The sequence below is a fragment of the Adlercreutzia sp. CNCM I-6216 genome (genome assembly GCF_977113345.1).
Genome location: NZ_CDSBIE010000004.1, coordinates 67570 through 86394, shown reverse-complemented (window position 1 = coordinate 86394; position 18825 = coordinate 67570). Strand labels below are relative to the sequence as shown.

Annotated in this window: 17 protein-coding genes; 2 read left to right on the top strand and 15 right to left on the bottom strand. The window is 62.7% G+C overall.

The window, feature by feature from the left end; all coding sequences use genetic code 11:
• Positions 1-5 precede the first annotated feature (5 nt).
• The 15 genes from ACYVRU_RS05100 to ACYVRU_RS05030 all read right to left on the bottom strand — a co-directional run bounded on the left by ACYVRU_RS05100 (position 6) and on the right by ACYVRU_RS05030 (position 16301).
• Positions 6-659 (bottom strand): amino acid ABC transporter permease, encoded by a 654-nt coding sequence (locus tag ACYVRU_RS05100; protein WP_452039354.1) that lies wholly within the window; start codon positions 657-659, stop codon positions 6-8.
• Between the two features lie 127 nt (positions 660-786).
• Complete coding sequence (locus tag ACYVRU_RS05095; RefSeq protein ID WP_114538635.1) at positions 787-1635, bottom strand: amino acid ABC transporter substrate-binding protein; 849 nt, start codon at positions 1633-1635, stop codon at positions 787-789.
• A gap of 147 nt (positions 1636-1782) precedes the next feature.
• Positions 1783-2955 carry a 4Fe-4S binding protein gene (locus ACYVRU_RS05090; RefSeq protein ID WP_173111486.1) on the bottom strand — a complete coding sequence of 391 codons (1173 nt, stop codon included), beginning with the start codon at positions 2953-2955 and terminating at the stop codon, positions 1783-1785.
• An 18-nt stretch (positions 2956-2973) separates the two neighbouring features.
• Positions 2974-4302: a molybdopterin-guanine dinucleotide biosynthesis protein B gene (mobB, locus tag ACYVRU_RS05085; RefSeq protein ID WP_452039353.1), complete on the bottom strand. Its 1329-nt coding sequence runs from the start codon at positions 4300-4302 to the stop codon at positions 2974-2976.
• A gap of 163 nt (positions 4303-4465) precedes the next feature.
• Complete coding sequence (locus tag ACYVRU_RS05080) at positions 4466-5983, bottom strand: alanine/glycine:cation symporter family protein (RefSeq protein ID WP_223901197.1); 1518 nt, start codon at positions 5981-5983, stop codon at positions 4466-4468.
• 290 nt (positions 5984-6273) lie between these two features.
• Complete coding sequence (locus ACYVRU_RS05075) at positions 6274-6801, bottom strand: shikimate kinase (protein ID WP_278571916.1); 528 nt, start codon at positions 6799-6801, stop codon at positions 6274-6276.
• A gap of 71 nt (positions 6802-6872) precedes the next feature.
• The gene (locus tag ACYVRU_RS05070; RefSeq protein ID WP_452039352.1) at positions 6873-8774 is read right to left on the bottom strand and encodes a DUF2207 family protein; all 1902 of its coding nucleotides are present in this window, start codon (positions 8772-8774) and stop codon (positions 6873-6875) included.
• A 251-nt stretch (positions 8775-9025) separates the two neighbouring features.
• Positions 9026-9697, bottom strand: a complete 672-nt coding sequence (locus tag ACYVRU_RS05065) for a potassium channel family protein (RefSeq protein WP_157012168.1) — start codon at positions 9695-9697, stop codon at positions 9026-9028.
• Positions 9698-9706: 9 nt separating this feature from the next.
• On the bottom strand, positions 9707-10369 hold the full coding sequence (locus ACYVRU_RS05060; RefSeq protein ID WP_114538628.1) for a potassium channel family protein: 663 nt from the start codon (positions 10367-10369) through the stop codon (positions 9707-9709).
• Between the two features lie 53 nt (positions 10370-10422).
• Positions 10423-11241, bottom strand: coding sequence for a CMP-2-keto-3-deoxyoctulosonic acid synthetase (locus tag ACYVRU_RS05055; RefSeq protein WP_302797344.1), 819 nt, complete (start codon positions 11239-11241; stop codon positions 10423-10425).
• A 230-nt stretch (positions 11242-11471) separates the two neighbouring features.
• On the bottom strand, positions 11472-12323 hold the full coding sequence (locus tag ACYVRU_RS05050) for a hemolysin family protein (protein ID WP_022738324.1): 852 nt from the start codon (positions 12321-12323) through the stop codon (positions 11472-11474).
• A gap of 28 nt (positions 12324-12351) precedes the next feature.
• Entirely contained in the window at positions 12352-14292 is a 1941-nt protein-coding gene (locus ACYVRU_RS05045; protein ID WP_223901199.1) for a PH domain-containing protein, read from the bottom strand.
• The gene (locus tag ACYVRU_RS05040; protein WP_022738317.1) at positions 14293-14784 is read right to left on the bottom strand and encodes a PH domain-containing protein; all 492 of its coding nucleotides are present in this window, start codon (positions 14782-14784) and stop codon (positions 14293-14295) included.
• Positions 14785-15260: 476 nt separating this feature from the next.
• Positions 15261-15482, bottom strand: a complete 222-nt coding sequence (locus ACYVRU_RS05035) for a hypothetical protein (protein ID WP_114548244.1) — start codon at positions 15480-15482, stop codon at positions 15261-15263.
• 18 nt (positions 15483-15500) lie between these two features.
• Positions 15501-16301 (bottom strand): Rpn family recombination-promoting nuclease/putative transposase, encoded by an 801-nt coding sequence (locus ACYVRU_RS05030; RefSeq protein ID WP_278571934.1) that lies wholly within the window; start codon positions 16299-16301, stop codon positions 15501-15503.
• Between the two features lie 566 nt (positions 16302-16867).
• Between ACYVRU_RS05030 and ACYVRU_RS05025 the strand changes: the two genes are divergently transcribed.
• Positions 16868-17542 (top strand): response regulator transcription factor, encoded by a 675-nt coding sequence (locus ACYVRU_RS05025; protein ID WP_114548246.1) that lies wholly within the window; start codon positions 16868-16870, stop codon positions 17540-17542.
• Complete coding sequence (locus ACYVRU_RS05020; RefSeq protein ID WP_223901203.1) at positions 17539-18705, top strand: sensor histidine kinase; 1167 nt, start codon at positions 17539-17541, stop codon at positions 18703-18705. The genes ACYVRU_RS05025 and ACYVRU_RS05020 overlap by 4 nt, the downstream gene beginning before the upstream one ends.
• Positions 18706-18825: the final 120 nt, after the last annotated feature.

Here is an 18825-nt window from a genome sequence, read left to right as displayed (position 1 = left end):
GCCTCCTAGTCGTGGTAATAATCGAGACGCTTCTCGACACGGTTCAGGATGAATTCGATAGCTAAGCAGAACACCCAGTAGATGAGAGCCGCGATGGCGTAGGGAACCATGGACACCTCGCTGGCGGCCAGGGCCTTCGCAGCGGAGAACATCTCCATGATGCCGAGCACGAACGCGAGCGACGTGTCTTTCACCAGCGTGATGACCTCGTTGCCCATAGCCGGCAGAATACGCTTGATGACCTGGGGAAGCACAATCTTCATGAAGGTCTGGGCTTTGGTGTAGCCCAGTACCTCGGCCGCCTCGTACTGACCACGCGGAATAGACTGGATGCCCGAACGATAGATTTCAGCGAAGTAGGCGGCGTAATTCAGGATGAAGCCGATAGCGCAGGCCCAGAACTTCCAATCACTGCCCATGTTCAGGCCGAAGATGTAGTAAGGCCCGAACATGATGGCCATGAGCTGCAGCATAAGCGGCGTGCCGCGCAGGATGGAGATGTAAAGCTGCGCCAGCCACGCCAGCGGCTTAAACTTGCTCATGCGCGCCAGAGCGACCACCACGCCCAAAGGCAGCGAGCCCACCAGCGTGATGAGGAAGATCTCCGCCGTCAGGGCGAAACCTTCCATGAGAATCCCCATCATGACCGAGAATTCCATCTCCACGTCCTCTCATCGTCGCTCTTAAACCCACAAGAAGGGCAAGGCCCCAAGAGCCTCGCCCTCCCTTTTAATTAAATTCTCCCTGACTCCGGGATGCGCCCAAGGAAGTCAGCGAGGTTGTTAATTAATCTACCAGCACCCAGTTGTCGATGGAGATACCGTACTCGCCCCACTTCTCGCACAGCTTGGCGATGGTGCCGTCGTCGTACATCTCCTTCAGCGTCTTGTTCACCGCATCGATCATGGCCGTATCGCCGTCCTTGGCGAAGCCCACGGCGTAGTTCTCGGTGGACAGCGGCTCAAGCTTCACGAACATGTCGGGCTTGGCAGCCATCTGGTAGTCGGCGATGGACAGGTCGCAGGCCACGGCATCCACCGCACCGGACTCCAGCTGCATGAAGGCGTTGTTGTAGTCGCCGATGGTCTGGGCCTTGCCGCCGGCGAAGGTGTCGGCCAGATCCTTCTGGTCGCCCTCCAGCACGTCAAGGGCGGCGGAATCGACCTGGGTCATAACGTTCTTGTCGGCCAGATCATCCAGAGAGTTGATTCCCGAGTCCTTCTTCACGACAACGACCTGCTCGTTGTGCATGTAGGGCTTCGAGAACGCGTAGTCGGCCTCACGGCCCTCCATGGTAAAGCCGTTCCAGATGCAGTTGATGGTACCCTGGTTCAGCAGCGCGTCCTTAGCATCCCAGTCGATGGCTTCAAGCTCGAGATTCCAACCATTGCGCGCGGCCACCTCGGTGGCCAGATCAATGTCGAAGCCGGTCAGGTTGCCATCGTCGCCGATGAAGCCATAGGGCGGGTAAGCGTTGTCCAGGCCCACGATGAGCGTCGTGGCATCGGGGTTAGCGGCAGCGCCGTTGTCAGCCGCGTTGCTTGCCGCATCGTTCGAGCCCGAGCAGCCGGCCAGAAGCGCGGCCCCCAGGCACAGAGCCGCAGCCGCAGCGGCGATCTTCGTCAGTTTCTTCATTCGGTCCTCCCTAAAAAGGTACGCCAGGGAAGTCTCTCGTCTTCCCCACTTTACTTCTTTACTGTGCTAAAGCACTAGAGCGTTGGCTAGTATAGCACAGACCAATGCAATAAAAAGGGGCGAAAGCCACAGGTTCGCCCAAGGAACCTACTTGTTCCGGTTGAACAGCTTGTTGCCCTTCTTAGCGGCGGAGATCTCCACGAGACGCGGCTCGAAATCGAACAGCTCCTTCATGGAGACGACAGGCACGATCTCGATGCACTTCTTCAGACAGGCGTCGGCGCACAAATTGCACTGGACGCAGTCGGAAACCTGGAACTCCAAGTACGCCTTACCCTCGTCCGGGTGCCGATCCACCGCCTTGCGCAGAGCGTCGGTGGGACAGAACATGACGCACATACCGCAGCCGGAGCATTTCTCGACATCGATGGCGATGTCGCCGAAGGTGCGCGTGAACATCTCGTCGACGACCGGCTCGTCCGGATCGCCGATGCGGCTCATGGCATCCAGAATGGCGATGTTGCGCTCGGCCTCGATGGTGGGCATCTTGCCCGCACCGTTCTTCACGCCCAGCTTCTCCCGCAGCGACTGCTCCTGCTTCTGCAAATGAAGCTGCGTCAGCTTGTCGTTCACGACCTTCTCGGCCGCCGACTTCGCCACGTCCTTGGCGTAGTGGCCCGAGGAAGTGAAGAACTCGCGCCGGGCGGCGCCGACGGCCTTTCGCATGTCCTCCACCTGCACCGAAGCCGGGAACTCCGAGGTGCGCGTGATCTGCGCGTCCGACCCCATGGCCTCGATGAGGGTGCGGGTCGATTCCACGGTATCGTCGATGGCGGGCACCGCGCCCCGGTACTTGCAGGTGCGGCAGTCACCGTCCACCAGGCAGATCTCGGGAATACCGCGGGCCACCAGTTCCACCAGCAGCTCTTCCTCCATGCGAGCAAGGCAGGGCACCACCGCGTACTTGTCGGGGTCGCCCACGTTGCGGGCCGCTTTGCGAGCGCAGGCGATGACCGTCAGGCCATCAGCCGCGTTGGTCGTCTCGGCCACAGCGCCGGCCAAGTCGTCGGGCATCGGATCCATGGGAACCAACGCCGAGGTAGGGCACACCGCCACGCAGGCCCCGCAGGCCACGCACGCCCCAGCGTCGATGTTCAGCTCGTTCTTCTCGATGGTGATGGCGTCGGCCAAACACGCGTCGACGCATTTGCGGCAGGAGGAGTGGCGGTTGCGCACAGCCACGCAGAACGTGGGGATCGTGATGATGGCCTTCGTCTCCAGGGCGTCCATCATCTCCATGATATCGTTCAAGTTCGGCATGGCGCGAACCCCTTTCTGCTATTCGCCGAGGTAGGACTGCTCGATGCGAGCCAGCTCTTCGGGCGTGTTGGCGTTGATGAAGCAGCCACCGCGGGGCTCGACCTCCAGGACGCGGTCCTGGTTAAAGGGCAGCACCGTGACGGCCGGGTCATCGAAGAAGCTCTGCACGCGCTTCTCGCCCCGCTCGGTGCGAGCGTGAACAGCGCCGAGGCAGCCCTCTTTGCGGTACATGGCATGCAGCGGCTCGAAGCCGTGCTTGTTGGAGGGAGCCACCACGTCGGCTCCGCTTTCGTGCATGGCAAGCGCCTCGGCCACCACCAAACGCGCGCTCGCGAACACCATGTCGCAGGCCACAACGGCCACGTACGGGTTCTCGGCAGCAGCAAGCGCGGTATAGAGCCCGGGCAAAGCGCCTCGTTCTGCATAGGCGTCGCCCACGAGCCTGATGGTCAGATCGGGGTACATATCATGGAGAAAGCCCAGCTTGTCGGCCTCGTTGGTGGTGATGATAAGCTCATCGGCCACGGGCGACAGACGCTCGACGAGACGGCAGATGAGGGGACGTCCCGCAAAGGGCACCGTTGCCTTCGACTGGCCCATGCGCCGCGACTCGCCACCGGCCTGAATGACCACCGTGACGCGCGGCCGCACGTAGTGCTCGGAAAGGAAGTCGGCCAAAGCGGCCACATCTTCAAGACCGATGGCGGGAATGCCATAGAGCGCCGCAGCCTCCTCGGCCTCGGGAATGTCGGTCACCACAGCCACCGTGTTGGTGGAAGGCATCTTGGCCGCAGCATCGGCGGCAGCCGAGTAGTCGGACGCGCCCGGCATCTCGCCCAAACCCGGTACTTCGCCCGCGCCGTCGCGCCCAGCCGCGTTGCCCGCGCGGTCGACCGCGCGCCCCAGCTGCGTGAAGTCCGTCGTCAAAGGCAGGCCCTCCCGGGCCGCCTTCACGAACAGGCGAGCCGCACGGCAGTCGGCCTCGTTGCCCGAGCGCATGATCTCGATGGTGGGCAACCCGCTTTTGCGGTAGCCCTCCACCACAATGATGTCGTGATTCGGCATCGAGCGCACCAGCTCGCTGCACTCCACCTCGTCTTCCACGGTCTTGATGCGCGCCACCTGCCCCGGAGCCGCAATAACCGTTTCGGAGGCGCCGGCGGCCCTGTGGCGGTAGGAGTCCTTGCCGGGAATATCGATATCGAACCCGCGATGGGAATGGTGCTTGATGGAGCCCACGTCGAACCCGCGGCCCGTAAGCTCGGCGATGAGCCGCTCGATAAGCGTCGTTTTGCCGGAGTTGTGCCGCCCCACGACGGCCACAGCCGGACTTGGAATATCGATCATAGCTGTTACGCCCTCCCCTAATGCGGCCGCCCGGGCCGCCGTTTTGTTCCGGGAAAGTATAGCACTACGAAAAAAGCGGCGACCCTTGCGAGCCGCCGCTCTTTCGGAAACCCTTTCTGACCCAAGGCGATGCGCCGCCCTGCGGGGGGGGATACCCAGGTTCTTACCTCAAGCCCTCCGAGTCGAGCGATGCGGCTTCCTCGATGTACTCCTCCACAGGATTGTCTCCGAAGTTCGGCAGATCCGCGGTGGTCCAGCACTCGCAGGCGGGCATGCCGGGCACGCTGGCAGCAATGAACACCGGATCCTTGCCCTCCTTGCGCTGACGAGTGTAGTCATCCAGCGCGGCCAAGGCCCACTTGCCGAGCAGCAGAATGGCCACAAGGTTGATGATGGCCATGAAGCCCATGAAGATATCGGCCAAATTCCACGCCAGATCGAAGCTGTTCACGCAGCCGTAGAAGATGGCGGCCAGACACAGCACGCGGAAGATGAGCATGCCCCATTTGGTATTCTTGAAGATGTAGCGGAAGTTCGTCTCGGCATAGAAGTAGTTGCCGATGAGGCTGGAGAACGCGAAGGCGAAGATCGCGAAGGTGATGAAGTGGATGCCCACCTCGCCAACGGCGTTGTTCACGGCCATCTGCACGAGCGGCATGCCGTTGAGCGCCATGGCGGCCTCGGGATCCTGCACCCAGAACACCATGACCATCATAGCGGAGCAGGTGCAGATGAGCAGCGTATCGATGTACACGGACAGGCTCTGCACGAGGCCCTGCTTCACCGGATGCGACACGCTGGCGGTGGCGGCGGCGTTCGGGGCCGAGCCCATGCCGGCCTCATTGGAGAACAGACCGCGCTTGATGCCGAGCATAACCACCGAGCCGGCAAAGCCGCCCGCGATGGACTGGAAGTTGAAAGCCGACTGGAAGATGGTGCCAAACACGGCCGGCAGCTCGCCGATGTTGGCGATCGTGGTCCACAGCGCAATGAGAATGTAGGCGATGGCCATGATGGGCACGATGATGGAGGTGATGATGGAGATGCGCTTCGCGCCGCCGAAAATGACGAAAGCGGTGAACACGATGAGCACGATGCCCACGCCGACCGCCGTGCCGTTGGTGGCGTAGTCGGGGATGTAGTACTCGAGCGCCGAAGTCATGTTGAACGCCTGCAGGCCGTTGAAGCCGAAGGCGAAGCACAGGATGAGCGCCCAGGCGAAGATGATGCCGAGCCAGCGCTGGCCCAGGCCCTGCTGAATGTAGTAAGCCGGACCGCCGCGGAACTCGCCTTCCTTGCCGCGAATCTTGTAGATCTGCGCGAGCGTGGACTCGATGAAAGCCGAAGCAGCGCCGATAAGCGCCATGAGCCACATCCAGAAGATGGCGCCCGGACCGCCCGTGGCCACGGCCGTGGCGATGCCGGCGATGTTGCCCGTGCCCACGCGCGAGGCGGTGGACACCATGAGGGCCTGGAAGGACGAGATGGATTTCTCGCCCTGGACATGCTTTTTCTCCGTCAGCTGAGTGAACATGTCCTTGATGTAGCGAATTTGCACCGCCTTGGTGCGGATGGTGTAGTAGACGCCCACGAATACCAGCAAGATCACCAAAATGTAGGTGTACATAAAGGAGTCGATCTCACCAGTCCAAGCGACGAGCATCTCGTTCAAATCGGCCATAGATGCTTCCTTTCCGAAAGCGCGCCAGGCCCTGCAACCTGGATCGCCTTCCAAACGGGCTCGCCTTTCTGCGGTCGAATCCAATAGAGCGCGATAAGCACGCCCGAACCAGGGATTCGTCGCAGAAAAACGGCCTCGGATATACGCGCCGACCCTCGCCGGCGCAAGACATGCCCGTATTCTACCCTACAGCGGGCTAAAGTTAGGCGATATTATCAGGGTATTTTGAACGCCCCGCGAAAAAGTGGCGCTGTTTTCCGCCAGTTTCCCGTCGATGCGAAACCGAGCCGCTACTTCAGGGCGGCGGCGACCTTGCGGGCGGCGGCGGTGATGGACAGATCGTTCACATCCACAGTGATGTCGGCGTACTTCTCGTAGAGCGGCAGGCGCTCGTCGTAGAGGTCGCGCAGGCTCATGCCGATGCCGTCGCGCATGACCACGCCGCGCTCGGAGAAGTCGGCCAGACGGCACTTCAGCTCGTCGAAGCTGATCTTCAGATACACCACGCGGCCGATCTCGGACAGGTGGTTCATGGCCGGCTCGCTGTAGATGGCCGAGCCGCCGGTGGCGATGACGGAATGCTCGAAGGACATTTCGGAAAGCACCTGGTTTTCAATCTCGAGGAAGGCATCGGGACCCAGAGTGTCGATGAGACGCTGGAGCGATTTGTCGCAGGACTGCTGAATGAGCAGATCGGCGTCGACGAAATCCATGCAGAGAATCTTCGCCAGCACGATGCCCAAGGTCGACTTGCCCACACCGGGCATGCCGATGAGCACGATGTTGTCGCGACCGGGTTCGAAGGACTTCTCTTTCATATCAAGACCTTTCTCGTAGAAGGTGACGACGGCCGGGCTATGGTCGCCGAAATGGATGGGCAGCTTCGCCCCTATGATACTTCAGCGCGCTTATGGGCGGCACGTAACGCTTCGTCTAAGGATTGGGAAAACACTGGAGCCAGGGCGGCGAGGAACGCCGCTTCATCGACAGGGGCGGCAGGGGCAGCGGCAGGGGCAGCGGGGGCAGCCATCGGGGCCTTCTCCCGAACCGCCGTAGCGGCATCTCCGGCATCGGCGTCCCCCGCGTCAGCGGAAGCACCGAACCCGAGGGATTTAAGCGCACCGAACAGATAAGCGTACGGAATGAGCGCCGCGCGCTCGTCGGGTGCGAGCTTGTCGCCCTCGAACGACCAGCCGCCATCGCGCATCCAGTTGCGCAGGGCCTTGGCATGGGCGGCGATGTCGTTGCCCTCGGGGGAGCGCCGCATGGTGTAGTTGCCGAGCACCCCCATGGCCGCCGCCGTGGCCAGGGCGAGCACGCCAGCACGCCAGCTGACCCAAATGATGGCCGCTACCGCGACAACCGCCAGGAAAATCGCTGCCCCCAAAACGATATGCTGAGCGCGACGGGAGGCTGTATCGAAGAAGCCGTAGGGCTCAACCAAAGCGGTGAGGCGGCGCTGCCAAGCAGCACTGGCCTCCAAAAGATCGCGCGGATGTTCGTGAGCCAAAACGGAAAGCTTGGCGCGGCTGAGCGTCCGACCGCCCGTGGCGACCATGCGCAGCAGCCGCAGCGTGGCCGCATCGAGAGCGGCCTGCTCTGCGTTGGCCGCGTCAGCCGCGTCAGCCGCGTCAGCCGCGTCAGCCGCGACGGCTGCGTCGGGCGCATCGGGCGCATTGGCATCAGCAGCCCGAGGCGCAGCAAGGGCGACAGACGACTCACCCTCGATCCTCTTCGCCGACTCCTCTCCCGCAGCAGGTATGACCAGCTCATCGTCTCGCACTTCAAGAACACCGCGATGCACCATATCGAGCACCGTAGCTACTATGTCGTCGGGGCTCTCGTGGTTCCAGCGCCACAGACGACCGAGCACGGCTGGCGCCATGGCGTCGGCAGGCGGGTTCATCCAATAATCGTCGCGAAACGCCGGCGGCCGCTCTCGGCCCCAGCGCCACCAAACGATGAGCGCCGCCAGCAGCAACGCCGCAGACAAGCCCAGCAGCCCCAAAGCCAGCCCAAGACGAATAACCTCCTGAGACGTATCCGTATCGACCCACGTTTCCTCGTAACGGCTCGTCCAGTAGTACTGCAGGGTGCCCTGATTCGCCAGGCGCGCCTCCTCGCTCAGGTTCGTCAGCCACTCGACGGGGAACATCACCCGCGCTTTGGCGTACATCGTGGGCTCGACCGCAGGATCTGTGAAGATCACCGTACCGTCGGAGCGAATATCCACCTCGCCATCGGCAGGGCCGTGACCCCACGCATAAACATTTTCCATGACCTTCACGGAGTCGTCGGCCGCTACAGGCAGCACCACTTCTGCCCGAACATCGGCCAAAGCCACATCGTAGTCCTGGGGAACATAAAGCCATTGGAAGTCGGCCGCGTCGTCAAAGGCCTCGATGGCGTCTTCCACGCGGTAGACCACCTCGAACATGACGCGCTCGGGCATGGCATCCACGAAAGCGTAGAGCGTATGCTGGAACTTGTCGTAGGCCCACGCGTCGTGCTCGGGCCCTCCGCCGCCGCGCCAGGGCAAAAGGAACGTCGTCTCGGGAAGCTCCGTCCACTCCCCGGCAAGCGCACCATCGCCATCCACCGGCGCCATGCGCACCCGTTCGATAGTAACCTCAGCCCCTTCGATGAACCCATCGTAGAGCCACTTCAACCGCTCCGGCGCGCTTTCCCCCTCCGTGAGATCGAAGATGCGCTGATCGGTCATGTGCACCGACCCGTCAGTCTCCACCGACGCCAGCAAATCCACCTCCGAGCACCGATAATCCGCCGCCAAGGCTTTTCCGGGCACGCAGAAGGGCAGGAGGCAAAGTATCAACAGAACGACGGCACAGAGGAGATACGGGGTGTTCCAACCGAGCGAGTTCCGCAGCGAACGGAACAGTCCAGTGGGCTGTTCCGCCGAGCGAGGACTGTCTGAGCGAATTGGAATACCCCGTAGCTCCTCCCCCGGCGACGTGCGACCGCGAATCAAGGTACCCCCTGATTCCGCCCCAAGCGACATGCAACCGGCCCTTTCCACAACCACTAGAGCCCCCGAAACGCCAGCCGCACGTCGTCCAGCACGTCCTCATCCGCCACTACGATGGCCTTATCTCCCGGATGCAGCACCGTCTCGTCGTTGGCCACTTCCACATCCCCTCCGCTAGCCACGGCCGCGATGATGGCGTTGTCCGGCAGCAGCACCTCGTTGATGAGCACGCCGTCCTCGTTGGAGAAGTGGCGCATGCGCGGCACCATCACCTCGGCTAAGGCCACGTTGCCGTGAGTCAGCGACGACACGACGGATACCGAGCCCAAAAGCGCTTCCTCCTCGATGAGGTTCGCAATGAGCGTCGTAGAGGACACGCATTCGATGCCCACCTCGCGGAAGATGCGCTCGTTTTTCGGATTGTTCACGCGAGCGATGCAGCGGGGCACGCGGAACACGCGCTGGGCGATTTCGCAGGATACGAGATTCGAATCGTCCTGGCCCGTGGTGGCCACGAACACATCGGCCTGGCGGATGCCCGCGTCCTCCTGGTAGCGCGAGTCGCAGCCGTCGCCGTGAATGACGAGGTACGGGCCTGTCAGCTGCACGGAGAGGCGATCGGCCGTGGCGAGCCTTTGCTCGATGACCGCCACCTCGTTGCCGCTCTTCAACATGATGCCAGCCAGATACGACCCGATTTTGCCGCCGCCAGCGATAACGATGTACATGGGTATCACCTAATCCAGAATGTAGCGCGAGAATTGCGCGATGACGTCGTGGCGCACGCAGGCGAGAATGGAGTCGCCGGCGTACAGCAGCGAATCGGGCGTCGGGATGGAGGACGCGGAGCCGTCGGCACGTTCGAAGGCGATAATGCGCACCTCGTGATCGCGCTCGAGTTCCGAGACGCGGATCGTTTTGGCGTTGTCGCGGCTGGAAAGATCCAGCGTGAACCGGAGTACCTCGAATTCACCGAACGTGTCGATGTGGGAGCCGTGGCCTGACACAATCTTCGAGAACACATCTTCAGCCACCAGCGACGTGCCACAGACGTAGTCGATGCCCAGCTGCATATAGGCGCGCTCGTGGTCGGGATTGTACAGGCGCGAGATGACATGGGGCACGCCGAACAGATGGTTGGCCACCTCCGCGCACATGAGGTTCGTGTTGTCCAGCTGGGTGACGGCGGCCAGCACATCGCACTCTTCCACGCCAGCACGGATGAGCACGTCCTCGTCGAACCCCACGCCCTGCACCGTGCTGCCGTTGAAGTTGCGGCCGAGGTTCGCGAAGGCGTCGGCGTTCTTATCGATGCAGCAGACGTTGTTGCCGTTGTCCGAGAGCATATTGGCCAGCTGCGACCCCACGCGCCCGCACCCGACCACAATCACGTTGCTCATAGGTTGCTCGTCCTCCTACAAAAGAAAATGCCTTGCGGCATTTTCTCACTAATTTAGATTAATTGCATCTGATTCAGCGTATCCCGATACCAGTTGTCGTAGTTCGGGGGGCAGTAGCGCATGGCGTAGGAGTAGCTGATGGTGAAACCATAGCCCCGAGCCAGACCGGCCACGTGGGAGCGGATGGCCGTGTCCCAATCGGGCCAGTTGGTCTGATCCCAGCCCCAAGCGTTGTGGGACTTGAAGCAAACGCGGCCCTTGGTGGACTCGGTGTTGGAAATGGCCGGAGACCAGCGCGGGTCGATGCCCGCTTCCCAGGCCGCCTCGGCGAAGGTCTCGCCGTAGCCAGACAGAGGGCTGCCGAACAGGTAATCGTTGATGCGCGCGGACCATTCTTCGATGAACGCCTCGCGACCGATGGAGAAATCCACATCGCCGGCCGGCAGGCTACCGAAGGTAGCGTAGTAGCGGGAGCGCGTGGCGTCGGCCCGATCGATGGCCTCCTGCTCGGCGACGCGAGCGGCTTCCTCGGCGGCCAGACGCGCGGCCTCTTCCTCGTCGGCGATTTCCTGCACGCCGGCGCTCACATCGCGGGACGAGGCGGTCTTCAGCGCTGCTTCCTCGGCGACGTCTTCCACGGCGAGAACGTCCGCGTCGGACTTGTCTTGCACGGTGTCGGGGGAAACATCGGAAGCGTTGGGGTTCTCGGCGGACTGACGAGCGAGACCGAAGGTGGTCGCCCCCATGTCGTGAGAACCGGCGGACGCCCAACCAGCATCAAGGAAGCCCACGGCCAGCATCGGCAGCACGCAGAGCGCAACCATCGCCAGCACGACGGTTTTGCGATGACTCTGTTTGCGCCTTGTGACCACTCATTCCCTTTCTCGACAGCACGAAACTAAACCGCTCAAGCGGCGCAGCGTGCTGGATTAGGGTGTGGGATTGCTGCAGTAAAGAACGCTATGCTGTTTTATGTCGCGGATATTTTACCCTAGTTGGCTGAAACCGTGCCGAGGCGGTAGCCGACATCCACGCTTTGTTCGCTTGACAAAACGCACTTTCTGGGTTCCCGCAGGTCTCGCGGGTGCGACCCTGAGCGCTGTCAGGCAGTCGTTACCGACTCTTCACAACTTACCGATGGCAACTTCTTCACCTGCACGATGGAAATGCGCGAGCGGCGCATCTTCACCACCTTGAAGGCGTAGCCGTCGACCAGCAGCTCGTCGCCCACCCGGGGCACGGAGTCCAGCTCGTGGATGATCCAGCCCGCAAGTGTCTCGTAGTCGTCGGATTCTTCCACGGGCCAGCCGAGTTCCACGGCATCCTCCACGGGAAAGCGACCGTCGACGCGCCACTGGTTCGGTTCGACAAGCACAATGAGGTCGCGATCGTTGTCGGTCTCGTCGGCAATCTCGCCGACGATCTCCTCGATGATGTCCTCCATGGTAATGAGGCCGTCGGTGCCACCGTATTCGTCCACGACGATGGCCATCTGCATGCGGGCCTCTTGCAGCTCCGACAAAAGCTTCAGCACGTTTTTCGTCTCGGGCACGTAAAGCGGCTCGTACATGAACTCAGCTACCGGGTCTTCGATGCGGCCGTCCAGCAGAGGGCCGATGAGGTCTTTGTAGGACACGAGGCCTATGACCTCGTCCACTTCCTCGTGATAGACCGGCAGGCGGGAATAGCCCGTGCCGCGCATGCGGTCGAGCGCCGCGCGGGCCGGTTCGGTGTCCTCAGCCATGATCATGTCGACGCGCGGCTTCATGATTTCGCGCACCGTCATGTCGGCCAAATCGAGGATGTCGTTGATCATGCGCTTCTCGTCTTCGAGAAGCTCGATATTCTCGGCCACCATGTCCTTGATCTCGTCCTCGGTAACGCTTTCGCGTTTGGGGCGCAGGAAATCGAGGAAGGCCGGCTTCGAATTTGCAGTGTCGTCTGTTTTACTCATGGGCGGTACTTTACCATATTTTCCGGGATTACTGGTTGCCGCCGGGCTTCAGCCAGTCGAGCCACGCCATGGCGTCGGCGTGGGAGGCGTCGATGAGCGTCGTCGTGGTGCCGCCGGAACCGGCCGCCGTCGTGGCGAGCAGCGTGTCGGTGCCCGCACGGCGCTGCAACGGGTTGCTCTTTGTGCAGCCGAACTGGATTTTCTGGCGCGGGAAACTCACTGTTTCTCGAGAAAGGCCGCCGTTGCTCACCTGCATGAAGCGGTGGTTGTAGGCGAAGCTGGACTCGCGGGCCCACAGCACGGCGTTCACTATATCCACGATGAAGAGGACGGCCGCCAGCGCATAGCCACCCACCACGATCACGTTCCACCCAATGCTCAGAAGGAACAGATCCTTGGAATCGAGCTCGATGCCGCCAGTCGCAACTTCTCCATTCACCCAACCGAAAACCACTAGGCACACGGTGACTACCACGGCCAGCCAGAAGCCGCCGCCGAACCAGATGCCCTGGCGCAGCACGGCTCGGCGCAGCGCCACCTTCGCGACGGGCTTCGCCTCCTGGGGAAGGTCGGAGAACTCCGGCACGAGCCCGGCGAGGATTTCCGGCACACGGTTCATCTTCACGAAGGGGTGGATGATGATCCCCTGATTGGCCAGAGTGTTCTGCTTATTGCCGCTATCCTCGCCCGTGGCGGCGTCAATCTTGCCGAGAGACAGCTCGCAGTAGCCGAGCAGACGGCGGATAAAGCTCTGCTTCACGACCACGGACTGCACGCGGTCGATGTCGATGCCTTGGAAGGTGTGCTGCAGCAAGCCGTGTTCCACCTCGATACGGTTGTTGCGACGGCGCGCCTTGAAGCCGCCGTAGCCGATGCAGGAACCCAACGCCGAAAACACCCACAGCACGAGCACCAGCACGATGATCCCCACCGAAACGGCCCCGATCAGGTAGGCCGAAGCCTGGGAGCCGGCAAAAACTAGGGCACTTTCCACAGCACCATCGGCTGCATCCCCCATCACGTCGAAGATGAAACCGACGATTTGCAGCACGCCGACAACCAGACCGGCGAAGATGAGCCCCACCGATGTGGTGTTGGAAAGACCCGCGAAGAACAGCTCCTTGTTAGTGAGACCGTACTCGTAAGTAACGCGGCCGGTGTCCTGAGCAGGGCCGGCGAACACACCGCCCACTTGGTTCCATGCCTCAACGCCCACATCGAGCACGTTGCCCGCGACGGCCGGGCTCGGCACGTTGCCGGCAAAGGCCGCCGCCCCCTGGGACATAGCCGCAATGCCGGCCTCCGCCGACTGCGGAACCGGGGCGCCCGCACCCGCCATGCCCGTCGCGGCCGTACTCGCTGCACCCGCCATGCCCGACGCAACGGCAGCCTGAGCGGCCAGAGCATTCTTGCGGTTGTAGAGCTCGGCGCGCAGCCACTCGGCCTGGGCCTTGGTGACGTAGGACACCACGACGGCCTTGTTCGCCGCGCCGCCGGCCGTATCGATGGAAACCGTGCACACGCCGAACAGTCGCTGAAGGAGCGTCGCCCGCTGGTCCACGGACTGGACCCGCTGGTAGGGCACGTGCACCTGCTTCTTGTTGAAGATGCCGGAGCACAGCGTGAACTCGTCGGGGCCGACGGTGAAGTACAGGTGATTGTAGCCAACGACGCGCAGCCCGGCGACGATGCCAAACGTAATGAGGATGACCACCAGCGTGCCGATGCCAGCCACCGCCATGATGAACCCGGCCTCGGCGCCCATGCCCTCTTCGGCAACGAGCCCAATGATGGTGGAGAAGTTCGCCACCACAACGCATACGGCAATGATGAAGATCGTGCGCACGCTTTCGAGCCAGATATAGCTGTGGTGCACATGGTGGCGCGGCAGCTCAGTCGATGGGGCAGCCGCCGCAGGGGGCATCGGCGCGGGCGCGGGCACCTGCGGGGGCACGTTCGGCGCGCTCATTTATACGTCCTCTCGGGCCAGACGCGCCAGCTCGGCGGCACGATCGCGCAGCACGTCGGCCTCTTCGATGCCGAGGCCGGGAATCTCGTGCTCGCCGGCGGCAGTTGCCACGGTGACGCTGGACAGCCCGAAGGCGCGCAGGATGGGCCCTTGGCGCGTGTCGGTGTTCTGCACGCGGATGAACGGAATGACGAAGCGCTTGCGCCAGAAGATGCCGCGAGCGATGTCCAGGTAATCCGGCGTAAGCTCGTAGCGCCAACGAGCATAGCGAATGGGCGGCAGCACCACCACGCACAGCACAAGCAGCGCCACGAACAAGATAGCGACAATAAGAGCCACCACCCCGGCCCACGCTTCTTCTGGCGCCACCAACGCTATGATAGCGAAGGGCAGAAAGCAGCACAGGAATGAGACAACGATCCAAATGGCATCGTTGATGCGCCAAACGCTCTTAATGCGCGGGTTCAACTGATTGGCGGGCATTTCTCGCATAGCCGAATCCTTCCCTATCCAGGCGACTCCCCGTTCTGGTGCCTCTGGAAGTCGCCACGTGCAGGCGGCCCCGCAAAGGCCGCCACGTTTTCTCGACCATACTACCCCACTTTTCGCCTTCGCAACGAAACCTCAGGGATTCTTAAGGAAGAAAAGCGCATGCGCCAACGCGCCGGTGCGCCTCGATGGAGAGCGGCAGAGAGCCGAGAGGCCGGCTTCCCTCCGAAGCAGCCGGCCCCTGACATGCTGCGAGCCCGGGAAGGGGGGATCCCGGGCTCGCAAATGAGTGTCCTTGGCGCCCGAGGGGGAGAGGCGCATGCGGACGAGAGAAGAGGAGAGAGGAGGAGACTTCGCATCTCCCGCTCTGTCGAAATCTATTATAACGATGCTTTATTCTATGTCAAGAATAATCTTTGAGAAAAATAATGTCCCCCTGGGAGGCCATTATCGAGAAGGTACCAGAAGGGTGCCGAACGCTACTTGCGGCAGCTGCGGCCCTTGCCATGACGATGATGGCGACCATGCTTGCGCTCACCGCGGACGCCCATGTCCTTGCACTGGTGGATGATCTTCTCCGTGAGAACGTTCAACGACTCGACCTCCTCGGGCGTCAGGGTCGACAGGATGCGATCGGCTACCTCGGACTGCGCGGCGCAGCGCTTCTCGGCCAGCGCATCGCCTTCAGGCGTAATGCGCACGGTATAGGCGCGTTGGCCTCATATTCCGAGCTCGGCGTAGAGCTCCTCGCGACGCACCTTGTCCTCCACCGCAGCGGCCACGTCTTCGGAACGGCCGTCGGCCAGCAGAGCGCCCACGAGCACGGCGAGACGGGCCTCGCCTTCCTCCCGACCTTCCTCCCGACCTTCCTCCCGCGCCTTTCGGCAGCGCATCTCGGTCTCCTGCTCGTAGGTAAGCACGCGGTCCACCCACTCCCTGTCCTCGTTGAACACGCCGACCAGGGCGTCGATCTCCGACGACAAGGGCCCTTCGGCCTCCCCGGTCCGGAGGTATCGTAGCACATCCCGCAGCCCGGGGTCGGCGGAGGCCTCCCACGCCGAGGCGTTCAGCACTACCCACGGGGAGGCGTCGCCCACAGCAAGGTCGGGATGGGCCCCACACCTGCGCTCGATCACGTACGCGGGCTCGCCCTTGCCGTAGGCGTCGTGGCGGCAGAAGAACAGCACGTAGCTCTCGGGCAGCGCGCCGAAGTCCTCGCCCGACCCCAACTCCCCCACGTCCATGGCGGCCTGGTAGTAGCGCATGCGGCGCCCCAGGTCTCGCTCCCTGGCGACCTGCATCTCGATGTCGTAGACCCGCCCGTCGCCCCGGGCGAACACGTCCAGGCGCACGCCTCGTCCGGCGGCGAGCGGCTCGAAGCACTGCTCGGCGTTCAGGTAGGCGATCTCCCCCGCCTCTATCCCCAGCGCGGCGCGCAGCACCTTGCGGCACACCTCCTCCTCGCATAGCACGCGGTTGAACATCCAGCGATCCTGGAACTTGAGCTTCCGCTCTCCCATGGCGAACCTCCCGTCTCGATTCGGTCGATGACGGCATTCTGCCAGAGCACGACCGCGGAAATGACGCGGGAATGTCCCGATCCGTTCCCTGCGCCGACCGCAACGAAGTCGCAATGCTGCGAAGAAGCGTCGTCGTCGGCGAACCAGCCCTGAATTGCACGAGATCGCCAGTTATAAGCGCCTGAGCACACATTTTCACCCCTTCTTTATACATTACTCGTTAATTTCATCCACATTTTTCTTCTGCAGACGCTTATAACTCAAGATCTCAGGCAAATTCTGCCCATTCGCTTACTATCGAGCAGTCGAGCACGCCTTCCGAGGAAGCTGGTAACCAACTTACGGTTGCGTAAGGTTGGAAGTTGCTGGGGGCGGGAACGGCGCGCAGGCTTACAATGGGCTGCGATGCTTGCCGTCGCGCTTGAGCGCACGAACCTCGCGCCCACGCTACCGCGCCCGAGCCTTGCGCGCGAGCCCCACGTCCGAACCTCGCGCCTGGGCCTTATGCCCGAGCGCCACGCCCTGCGCGAACGGCACCTGCGAACACCGCCGAAAGAGAGGCAGCCATGGCCCAGCGCATTTATCTCATCGAAGACGATACCGCCCTGCGCACGGAGCTGGCCCACGTGCTGGAGCTTTCCGGCTACGCCGTGGCGGCTTACGAGGGCACCTGGGGCGACACCGCGGCACGCGCCCTCGCTGCCGAGCCCGACTGCATCGTGCTCGATCTGAAGCTGCCCGGCGCCGACGGGCATTCCATCTGCCGCGACATCCGGGGCAAAAGCTCGGTGCCCATCCTCATGCTCACCTCTTCGGAAAGCGAGTTCGACGAGGTCATGGCCATGAACCTGGGGGCCGACGATTACGTGACCAAGCCCTATCGGCCCGCCGTGCTGCTCGCGCATCTGCAGGCGTTGCTACGGCGCAGCGCGAGCCCTGCTGCCGGTATGACGATCCTCCACAAAGGCGTGACGTTGAACATGGGCGCCGGCACCGTGGAATTCCAAGGACGCACCGCCGAACTCACGCGCAACGAGCTGCGCATCCTACAGACGCTCATGCGTAACCCCGGCGTGGTGGTGCCCCGCAGCGAGATCATGTGTGCCCTGTGGGAATCCGACGCCTTCATCGACGACAACACGCTAACCGTGAATGTGAACCGCTTGCGCAAAACCCTCGGTTCCCTAGGCGTTCCGGAGGACTTCCTCGCTACCCGCCGCGGTGTGGGGTACACGGTATGAGCGGGCACAACACAGTGGCACGCGAGGACTGCGAGATCTCTTGCGCGTCGCATGCTGCGGAAGGGGGCCGCGACGCGAGCGCTGCAGGAGAACGCGTCAACGCGCACACCGCCAATGCGCCCATCGCCGCCTTCACGCCCGCTTCCTATGTGCGCGACAACGTCATCGGTCTCGCGGCTTTTTTGCTCGCCCTCGCCAGCACCGTGCTCATTCTGCCTGCGCTCGGCGTGAACTCGTCGGGGGTTCTGCTCGTCGCCGACATTCTTACGCTCATCGCGCTGGGCGCCGGCTTTCTGGACTACCGCCGCAAAGCCGCCTTCTATCACGAATTGCACCACCTTACCGAGCAGCTGCGCCAAGCCTGCGTGCTTCCCTCCCTCATCGCCGAGCCGCCTTTTCTGGAAGGCGAGATCGCTTACGATGTGGCCCGTCGCCTCTCCCAGCTTTCCGCCGAGGAGACAGCGGCCCTGCGCGACGACGCGGCCGCCTATCGCCGCTATGTGGAGCTGTGGATTCACGAGATAAAGACGCCCATCGCCGCCATCAAGCTCATGCTCGCCAACCACCCCGGGCCCGAGTCGGCCAAAGTGGCCCGCGAGCTGGAACGCATCGAGGCCCAGGTGGACCAGGCCCTCTATTACGCGCGATCCACCTCGGTCGAGCGCGACTACGCCATCCGCGAAGTGAATTTGGCCGATGCGGCGCGGGAAGCCTGCAAGCGCCACAGCCGCTTCCTCATCGAGAAAGGCTGCACCCCCGCCTTTGACATTCCCGATGCCCTGACGGTGCTGGCCGACGAGCCCTGGCTCGTGTTCATCTTGGGACAGGTGGTCACCAACGCGGCGAAGTACGGCGCCACCACCCTTGCCTTCACCGTCCGCGAGAAGGAGCCCGGCACCCCCCGAGGCCGCACGGTGCTTGAGGTGCGCGACAACGGCTGCGGCATCCCCGCCGCCGACGTGCCCCGCGTGTTCGAGCGCGGCTTCACCGGCCAGGTCGGCCGCGCCCACGGTTCGGCCACGGGCATGGGCCTTTACTTGGTAGCGAGCTTGTGCGCTTCCATGGGACTGCACGTAGGCCTCGCCAGCGAAGAGGGCACGGGCACCCGCGTCATCCTCACCTTCCCCCACGACCGCACCCGCAAAGAACTCTTCGGCGCGTAGAACCTAACACATTCGTAAGTCAACCGTAAGCCCGATCGATGGAGCCAAAACCGTACCTTCCTTAGGATGAATTCAGGCTCGCGAACGCAAAAGACGGAGACAACCTCCGGCCATGCAGGG

Excerpts from the sequence above, each read along its gene's own strand:
- mobB (WP_452039353.1), bottom strand. The coding sequence starts at position 4,302 with ATGATCGATATTCCAAGTCCGGCTGTGGCCGTCGTGGGGCGGCACAAC.
- ACYVRU_RS05030 (WP_278571934.1), bottom strand. The coding sequence starts at position 16,301 with ATGGGAGAGCGGAAGCTCAAGTTCCAGGATCGCTGGATGTTCAACCGC.
- ACYVRU_RS05080 (WP_223901197.1), bottom strand. The coding sequence starts at position 5,983 with ATGGCCGATTTGAACGAGATGCTCGTCGCTTGGACTGGTGAGATCGAC.
- ACYVRU_RS05060 (WP_114538628.1), bottom strand. The coding sequence starts at position 10,369 with ATGAGCAACGTGATTGTGGTCGGGTGCGGGCGCGTGGGGTCGCAGCTG.
- ACYVRU_RS05065 (WP_157012168.1), bottom strand. The coding sequence starts at position 9,697 with ATGTACATCGTTATCGCTGGCGGCGGCAAAATCGGGTCGTATCTGGCT.
- ACYVRU_RS05095 (WP_114538635.1), bottom strand. The coding sequence starts at position 1,635 with ATGAAGAAACTGACGAAGATCGCCGCTGCGGCTGCGGCTCTGTGCCTG.
- ACYVRU_RS05050 (WP_022738324.1), bottom strand. The coding sequence starts at position 12,323 with ATGAGTAAAACAGACGACACTGCAAATTCGAAGCCGGCCTTCCTCGAT.
- ACYVRU_RS05025 (WP_114548246.1), top strand. The coding sequence starts at position 16,868 with ATGGCCCAGCGCATTTATCTCATCGAAGACGATACCGCCCTGCGCACG.
- ACYVRU_RS05075 (WP_278571916.1), bottom strand. The coding sequence starts at position 6,801 with ATGAAAGAGAAGTCCTTCGAACCCGGTCGCGACAACATCGTGCTCATC.
- ACYVRU_RS05100 (WP_452039354.1), bottom strand. The coding sequence starts at position 659 with ATGGAATTCTCGGTCATGATGGGGATTCTCATGGAAGGTTTCGCCCTG.
- ACYVRU_RS05090 (WP_173111486.1), bottom strand. The coding sequence starts at position 2,955 with ATGCCGAACTTGAACGATATCATGGAGATGATGGACGCCCTGGAGACG.
- ACYVRU_RS05045 (WP_223901199.1), bottom strand. The coding sequence starts at position 14,292 with ATGAGCGCGCCGAACGTGCCCCCGCAGGTGCCCGCGCCCGCGCCGATG.
- ACYVRU_RS05020 (WP_223901203.1), top strand. The coding sequence starts at position 17,539 with ATGAGCGGGCACAACACAGTGGCACGCGAGGACTGCGAGATCTCTTGC.
- ACYVRU_RS05040 (WP_022738317.1), bottom strand. The coding sequence starts at position 14,784 with ATGCGAGAAATGCCCGCCAATCAGTTGAACCCGCGCATTAAGAGCGTT.